Source organism: Curtobacterium sp. MCLR17_042 (assembly GCF_003234695.1).
GTDB lineage: Bacteria > Actinomycetota > Actinomycetes > Actinomycetales > Microbacteriaceae > Curtobacterium > Curtobacterium flaccumfaciens.
In genome coordinates, this window is record NZ_QKTD01000016.1 from 95,598 (window position 1) to 102,728 (window position 7,131).

Annotated in this window: 10 protein-coding genes; 5 read left to right on the top strand and 5 right to left on the bottom strand. The window is 70.9% G+C overall.

Annotation, left to right across the window (positions count from 1 at the left end; all coding sequences use genetic code 11):
• Positions 1–205: 205 nt before the first annotated feature.
• From DEJ02_RS15160 to DEJ02_RS15170, 3 genes are all read right to left on the bottom strand, one after another.
• Positions 206–628 carry a hypothetical protein gene (locus DEJ02_RS15160; protein WP_111033634.1) on the bottom strand — a complete coding sequence of 141 codons (423 nt, stop codon included), beginning with the start codon at positions 626–628 and terminating at the stop codon, positions 206–208.
• Positions 625–1,230, bottom strand: a complete 606-nt coding sequence (locus tag DEJ02_RS15165) for a nucleotidyltransferase domain-containing protein (protein WP_111033635.1) — start codon at positions 1,228–1,230, stop codon at positions 625–627. Before DEJ02_RS15165 ends, DEJ02_RS15160 begins: the two co-directional genes overlap by 4 nt.
• A 72-nt stretch (positions 1,231–1,302) precedes the next feature.
• Positions 1,303–2,061 carry an SDR family NAD(P)-dependent oxidoreductase gene (locus tag DEJ02_RS15170; RefSeq protein WP_027464432.1) on the bottom strand — a complete coding sequence of 253 codons (759 nt, stop codon included), beginning with the start codon at positions 2,059–2,061 and terminating at the stop codon, positions 1,303–1,305.
• A 68-nt stretch (positions 2,062–2,129) separates the two neighbouring features.
• On the opposite strand from DEJ02_RS15170, the gene DEJ02_RS15175 reads away from it, so the two are divergent.
• The gene (locus DEJ02_RS15175; RefSeq protein ID WP_027464431.1) at positions 2,130–2,708 is read left to right on the top strand and encodes a TetR family transcriptional regulator; all 579 of its coding nucleotides are present in this window, start codon (positions 2,130–2,132) and stop codon (positions 2,706–2,708) included.
• Between the two features lie 48 nt (positions 2,709–2,756).
• The gene (locus tag DEJ02_RS15180) at positions 2,757–3,167 is read left to right on the top strand and encodes a VOC family protein (protein ID WP_071405184.1); all 411 of its coding nucleotides are present in this window, start codon (positions 2,757–2,759) and stop codon (positions 3,165–3,167) included.
• A 19-nt stretch (positions 3,168–3,186) separates the two neighbouring features.
• Here the strand turns inward: DEJ02_RS15180 and DEJ02_RS15185 are convergent, their stop codons facing one another.
• Positions 3,187–3,456, bottom strand: coding sequence for a hypothetical protein (locus DEJ02_RS15185; protein ID WP_111033636.1), 270 nt, complete (start codon positions 3,454–3,456; stop codon positions 3,187–3,189).
• A 94-nt stretch (positions 3,457–3,550) separates the two neighbouring features.
• Here DEJ02_RS15185 and DEJ02_RS15190 point away from each other — a divergent pair, with 94 nt between their 5' ends.
• The 3 genes from DEJ02_RS15190 to DEJ02_RS15200 all read left to right on the top strand — a co-directional run bounded on the left by DEJ02_RS15190 (position 3,551) and on the right by DEJ02_RS15200 (position 6,245).
• Positions 3,551–4,426: a DUF808 domain-containing protein gene (locus DEJ02_RS15190; protein ID WP_111033650.1), complete on the top strand. Its 876-nt coding sequence runs from the start codon at positions 3,551–3,553 to the stop codon at positions 4,424–4,426.
• Between the two features lie 27 nt (positions 4,427–4,453).
• Positions 4,454–4,786 carry a VOC family protein gene (locus DEJ02_RS15195; protein WP_181440385.1) on the top strand — a complete coding sequence of 111 codons (333 nt, stop codon included), beginning with the start codon at positions 4,454–4,456 and terminating at the stop codon, positions 4,784–4,786.
• 61 nt (positions 4,787–4,847) lie between these two features.
• Positions 4,848–6,245, top strand: coding sequence for an FAD-binding oxidoreductase (locus tag DEJ02_RS15200; RefSeq protein WP_111033638.1), 1,398 nt, complete (start codon positions 4,848–4,850; stop codon positions 6,243–6,245).
• 120 nt (positions 6,246–6,365) lie between these two features.
• Here DEJ02_RS15200 and DEJ02_RS15205 read toward each other — a convergent pair whose 3' ends face one another.
• The gene (locus DEJ02_RS15205) at positions 6,366–6,761 is read right to left on the bottom strand and encodes a hypothetical protein (protein WP_111024640.1); all 396 of its coding nucleotides are present in this window, start codon (positions 6,759–6,761) and stop codon (positions 6,366–6,368) included.
• Positions 6,762–7,131: the final 370 nt, after the last annotated feature.

Consider the following 7,131-nt stretch of genomic DNA (forward strand, 5'->3'; position numbering starts at 1 on the left):
CGCGCGTCGCCGACGTGCGCGAAGGGCGGACGGGAGGCCCGTGGCGGCGTCGCCACGGGCCTCCAGTCCGTCAGGTGGTGACGCCCTGACGCCGCCGCGCCGGTCGGTGCCACACGAGTGCGTCACGCGAGCGGTCGCGGGCGAACCGGAGCACGCGCAGCACGCGCAGCACGACGATGTCGTGGTCGCCCGCTCGACCAGCGCGTCAGACCGACCGCGCGGCCGCCTCGAGTGCCTCAGCGGCTTCGCCGGCGCGCACGATGTCACCGTCGCTGACCGACCTCGCGTTGTACTCGGCCTTGGTCTTCACCGCCAACAGCACCTCGAGGTGCTTCGCGACCGCGGGCCCGGCAGCTGCGCGGAGCACGGGCACCGCCTCGTGGTGCGCTCCCGATCGCGAGTACCTGCCGGTCCGAGCCACGCAGATCGCGTCAGCCGCGGCGATGCCGCTGAGGACGCACTGTGTGACGAACGCGTTCGCGAACTGCGACCCGGCACTGAGGACCCCTCGGTCACCACCGAACGCGCGGAGGACGTCAGCGGCGTCGAGGAACTCCGTCGCCTTGGCGAGCCGGCCCCTCCGGAACGAATCGTCGCCCGGTGCGGTGGCGCCGGTTCGCGGGGTCATCCGTTCAGCGTACGGAGCTTCCGGGACAGCCAACGACCGTCACCTGCGATGGAGATCCCGTCCCGAGCAACCGACGCGAGGAGCGGATCGGTGCCCTCGATCTCGTCCTCGTCGAAGACGACCGGCCGCACGGCGTTGCCGGTCCAACGACCGGCTGCGCGGCACAAGGCGTGGATCTGGTCCTCGGCGTCCGGGCGTCGGCCGCGAGTGACGACGAAGCAGAGATCGAGATCGCTGTCCGGGCGCATCGCACCGCGGGCTCCGGATCCGAAGAGCGCGGCGTACCGGAGGGGGATCGACCGACAGCCGGATCGGAGTCGTTCGAGCAGGACACGCCGGAGGTCGGCCAGGGCGGTGACCGCATCGGCGGCGAGGTGCTCTCGGTTCAGGGTGAAGGACTTCGTCCGTCCGGTCCGGTGCCCGTCGACGAGGCCCTGCTCGACCAGCCGATCCGCGCTGTTCCGGACCCCGGCGTACGACCGGTCCGGTACCAGGTTGCAGATGCCCGCGATAGTCAACGGCCCTGGGGCCAGTGCCAACACCGCGAGGACATCGCCGTCCACGGAGGTTGTGACGGTCGCGAAGGGGGATTGCAACTGCATGGAGAGGTCCGATCAGATCGAGTAGAAATCTACCACTCCAGGTAGATTTCTACTCGTATCCGAGCAAATCCGTCAGACCACGGACCAGCCACCGTCGCTCGGCAGCACCGCACCGTTGACGTTCGCCGAGTCGTCACTCAGCAGCCAGGTGATGGCGGCGGCGAGCTGCTCGGGCTGGGCGACCGGCGGGATGGTGGTCTGCATGATCGGACCGACCCGGCGAGCCGCGTACTCGCTGCGCATCGGTGCCTCGATGTTCGTGGCGACCGCACCCGGCGCCACGGCGTTCGCCCGGATGCCCTGCGGCCCGTGGAAGAACGCGACGCTCTTGGTGTACCCGGCGATGGCGTGCTTCGACGAGGTGTAGGCAGCACCGGCGGCCGAGGCCTTCAACGCAGCCTCGGACGCGACGTTCACGACCGAGCCCTTGCCGGCGGCGATCATCAGCGGCAGCACCGCGCGGGTCAGGCGCATCGGGCCGGTGACGTTGACGCTGAAGACACGCTCCCAGGTGGCGTCGTCGACCTCGTCCGGCGGCAGGAACGCGTCCATGATGCCGGCGACGTTGGCGAGTCCGTCCACCCGGTCGCCGGCGGCGGCGATGAGTGCATCGATGGTCTCGCTCGCGGCGACGTCGCCGACGACGGTCTCCACGGCGAAGCCCTCGAGCTCCGTGCGGAGTGCGTCGAGCCGCTCGGCCACGACGTCGGTCGCGATGACGCGGCCACCCTCGTTCGCGATGCGTGTCGCCGTGGCGCGTCCGATGCCGGAACCCGCTCCGGTGACGATGATGGTCCTGCCGGTGAACCGTCCGGCGGTGGTGTCGGTCATGTGGTCTCCTCGATGCGGGGCGCTCACTGCGCCACACCGGTTATAGCACTCAGTGCCGAAAGGTCTCCATGAGCTCGACGAACGACCGTCCGACGGGGCGCCCGCGCACCATCGACCCCGACGCCGTGTCCCTCGTCGCACTCCGGCTGTTCGACGACCAGGGCTTCGACGCGGTGTCGATGGACGACGTCGCGGCGGCGGCCGGGGTGAGCCGTCGGTCGCTCTTCCGGCTGTTCCCGAACAAGGCGGCGCTGGTCTGGGGCGGTCTCGACGAGTTCGCCGCACGGTTCCGCGAGGCCCTGCGGTCACGGCCGGCCGACGAGCCCTCGGCGGTGGCGCTCCGGGCGGCCTACCGGATCGGTGCGACGTTCCCGGACGACGCCGTCGAGGTCACCCGACACCGGCTCCGGGTCATCCGCGCGAACCCGTCGCTCGAGCACGTCGGCGCTGCCACGGTCACGGCCCTGACCGACGAGATCCTGCGGTACGTGGCCGAGCGGGACGGGGTCACCGCCGACGACCTCGCCGTCGCCGTGCGCGCCCACACGCTGGCCGCCGCCGCGAGCGCCGCACTGACCTGGTGGGCACTGCACGGCGACGGACGACCGGAGGACGTCCTGGAGCGCGCACTGGCGCTGCTCGACTGACGAGCCCCGGGGTTCCCGCACGCCGCACTCCGGAGTACCTTGCCGGGCATGCACACGACCGGACCCGCGCCGTACTTCCAGTTCGCCGGCACCGCCAGGCAGGCCCTCGAGCACTGGCAGCGGGTGTTCGGCGGCGAGGTGCAGATCGCGACCTACGCGGACTTCTCCCGCACGGACGGCCCGGCCGACGCCGTCGCGCACGGCCAGCTCACCGGTGAGCTGCAGCTGTTCGCCGCGGACGCGAGCGAGGGCGACACCCCGTTCTCGGCGACCGGGCTGCTCTTCTCACTGCTCGGCGCCGCGGAACCGGACGTCCTGCGTCGGTGGTTCGACCAGCTCGCCGAGGGCGGAACGGTGATCGACCCGCTGCAGCAGCGGCCGTGGGGCGACTGGGACGGCACCGTCCGCGACGCGCACGGGGTCACCTGGCTGATCGGGTTCGAGGACTCGGCGCGCTGAGTCCCGCGCGCTGCAGCGCCTACTGCTGGTCGGACGGCAGCAGCGGTGCCCAGAAGGCGTCGGGACCGTCGGCCTGCACGGCGTCGCGCTCGAACCGGAACCCGTAGTCGCGCACGAAGTCGAGGGCCGCGGCCTGCTCGTCCTCGGCGTCGTCGTGTTCCGCGTCGAACAGGTACACGCCGTGCCCCATCGCGACACCGGCGTCGCTGATGACGGAGAGGTCCCAGCGCCCCTGCTCGGAACGCTCGATCCGGACGACGGCGGCCTGGGATGCGGTGAAGTCAGCCATGCCGCGAGCCTACGGACGCCCCGCGGCTGGCGTTCAGGATGCCCCGCGGCCACTACGCTGTGCACGGTCACAGGTCAGACGAGTGGAGAACGCATTGTCAGTCGGATTGCTCGCCGTGGTGGACGACATCCTCTCCGCAGCCCTCAAGGCCAGCGCGAAGACCGCCGGGGTCGTCATCGACGACGCCGCCGTCACGCCCCAGTACGTGCAGGGCCTCGAGCCCGCTCGTGAACTCCCCGTCGTCGGGCGCATCGCCCTCGGCAGCCTGTTCAACAAGTTCATCATCATCATCCCGCTGGCGTTGCTGCTCACGGCGTTCGCACCCGGGGTGCTGCCGTGGCTGCTGCTGCTCGGCGGCACGTACCTGTGCTTCGAGGGTGCCGAGAAGGTCACCGAGTGGTTCGGCGTGCACCACGAGGGCGGGTCCGACGAGGCCGTCACCGAACCGAAGCTCGTCTTCGGCGCCATCCGCACCGACCTCATCCTGAGCACCGAGATCATGCTCATCGCACTGGCGGGCCTCGACCCCGACCTGGGGCTCTGGCCGACGCTCGGCGCCCTGATCGTGATCGGTCTGGTCATGACGGCCGTCGTCTACGGCGCCGTGGCACTGCTCGTGAAGGTCGACGACATCGGCCTGCAGATGATGAAGAACTCCGTCCGCCGCACCCGCCGCATCGGTGCCCGCATCGTCCGTGCGATGCCGATGGTCTTCCGGGTCATCAGCGTCATCGGCACGGTCGCGATGCTCTGGGTCGGTGGACACCTGGTCATCGCGAACCTGGCCGAGACCATCTGGCACGGACCGTACGACCTGCTGCACGTGATCGAGCACGCACTCGAGACCGCAGGCCCCGTCGTCGTCTGGATCGCCGACACCGCCGTCTCGGCCGTGGCCGGCCTCGCGCTGGGCATGGTCGTCGTCGGCATCGTGCTGGGCATCGGCCGCCTGCGCGGCAAGCAGCACTGACGCGACTGCGCGACGGACTGGAGGCCCGTGGCGGCCTGGCACCGTGCCTCCCGCCCGGCGCACCGTGCGCCCACCGCTGACGGTGCGGGCCGCGCTCAGCGGACGCCGGTCGCGCATCGTCGTATCCTCGGCGCCATGGCAACGGTGCGACAGGTCCAGGTGACGTTCGACTGCGCCGAGCCGGACGTCCGGGTCGGCACCGGGATGGTCGGTGCCGAACGGCTCGCGGCCCTCGACGCCGAGAGCGCCCGACTGGTCGGACTCGGCGCCACCCAGGTCCGTCGCATGACGGCGGACCAGGTCAACGAGTCGTGCATCGTCATGCAGGACGTCGAGGGCAACGAGTTCTGCCTGGACTGACCGGCGTATCGTCGACGGACCCGAACCGCACCGCCGCGCCACGGAAGGACCCCCACCCCGCATGACCGTCACCGCCGCATCCGCCACCGCAGCCGACGCCACCGCCCTCGAACACCTGCTGGGGTCCGACCAGGTGCTCCGCGACCCGGAGTCGCTCGAGCGCTACCGCCACGACGACGCCGAGTGGGCCGACTCCACGGCACCGCTCGCCGTGGTCCTGGCACGCAGCACCGACGACGTCGTCACCGCCGTCCGCTGGGCAGCCGCTGCCGGCCTCCGGGTCGTCCCCCGCGGTGCCGGCACCGGTCTGTCCGGCGGCGCCAACGCGATGGCCGACTCGATCGTCGTGTCGCTCGAGCGGATGGACCGGGTGCTCGAGGTGAACACCGACGAGCGCTACGCGGTCACCGAACCCGGCGTCATCAACGACGCACTCCGCGCCGCGGTCGCCGAGCACGGCCTCTGGTACCCGCCGGACCCCGCGAGCTCGGCGATCTCGACGATCGGCGGCAACGTCGCGACGAACGCCGGCGGCATCTGCTGCGTCAAGTACGGGGTCACCCGCGACTACGTGCTCGGCATGACCGTCGTGCTTGCCGACGGGTCGGTCGTGGAGCTCGGCCGCCGGACGGCGAAGGGCGTCGCCGGGTACGACCTCACGGGGCTGCTGGTCGGTTCCGAGGGCACGCTCGGCATCGTCGTGTCGGTCACCGTGAAGCTGCTCCCCCTGGCCGGCCGTGACGAGCGGGCCGTGATCGGGTACTTCCCCTCGCTGACCGCCGCGGGCGACGCCGTGGCCGCGATCTCGCGCGCGGGCATCATCCCCGCGGCCCTCGAGATCGTCGACCGCACCTGCCTGCGCGCCGTCGACGACTGGATGCACCTCGGGCTGCCGGCGGACGTCGACACCCTGCTGCTCGCCCGGGTCGACGAGCGCGGTGCCGCCGGGGACGCGATCGCCGACCACGTCGCGGACGTCTTCGCCGAGGCCGGTGGGACGGACGTCGAGCGGGCCACCGACCCCCAGGACATCGACCGGCTGTTCCAGGCCCGCAGGCTCGCCTACCCGGCTCTCGAACGGCTCGGTCCGGTGCTGACCGAGGACATCTGCGTGCCGCGGAGCGCGGCGCCCGAGATGCTCCGGCGGATCCAGGTGACCGCGGACGCACAGGACGTCACGATCGCCAACATCGCGCACGCCGGCGACGGCAACCTGCACCCGCTGATCATCGCGCCCGAGGGTGACGACGCCGCGAAGGCCCGCGCGAAGACCGCGTTCGACCAGATCGTGGCGGACTGCCTGGCGCTCGGTGGGACCGTGACCGGTGAGCACGGCGTCGGGCTGCTGAAGCTGCCGGGCCTGCGGGTCGAGCTCGGTGACCGTGTGCTCGCGATGCACCGCTCCGTCAAGGACGCGCTCGACCCGGCGGGGACCCTGAACCCGGGCAAGGCGTTCTGACCCGAGCGGACGACGGACGGGAGGCCCGGTGCCAGCTGGCACCGGGCCTCCCGTCCGTCAGGTGGTCGCGTTCAGCGACCGGTGTGCGTCACGCAGGAGCGCATCCGCACGCACGCGCGCTCAGTGGCGACGGAAGTACCCGTTCGCGCCGCCGACGTACATCAGGATCGTTGCGATGAGCACCGCGACGCCACCGATCCAGCCGAAGGCGTTGCCACCCGAGGCCGCGCCGACACCGACACCGATGAGCTGCAGGACCGCGAGGACCGTCAGCACGATGCGGGCCCAGTTGCGGCCGTCGCGCATCTTGAAGACGATGATGAGCTCGATCACGGCGAGGATGAACGCGAAGATCGCGCCGCCGACGAGCGGGGCGGTGCCGACACTGTCAGCGACGTCGGCGGAGGAGCCCGACGTGAGGTTGATGATGCCCTGCAGGATGTTCGCCAGGACCACCACCAGCCAGATGACGAACGCGACGGTGACGGACGTGGGACGACTGGACGTCGATGCCATGGGGAGTGCCTTTCTCGATGGACCACGTTCAGCGGCCTCTCAGAGAACGTACTTGCGGGCGTGAGCGCTGTCCGGATGAGCCCGAAGGTCACAGAGCGGTAACGACAGCAGATCCGTCCAAACCCTTCGCCGGAGGGTGCCGAATCACCTGCAACGACCGGGAAACACCCGGAGCGCTCACCAGCCGCACATCGCTGGTTCTCCACCCCACCAAGGGTGTGTTCGGCGCGCACACAGCAGCCGCGCCGAGCGCGACAACAGCAAAGGACTGATCACGATGCGTAAGAGCCTCAAGACCTCCATCACCCTCGCCACGACCGGCGCCCTCGTCCTCGGCGGTGCCGCGTTCGGGATCTCCTCCGCCCAGGCC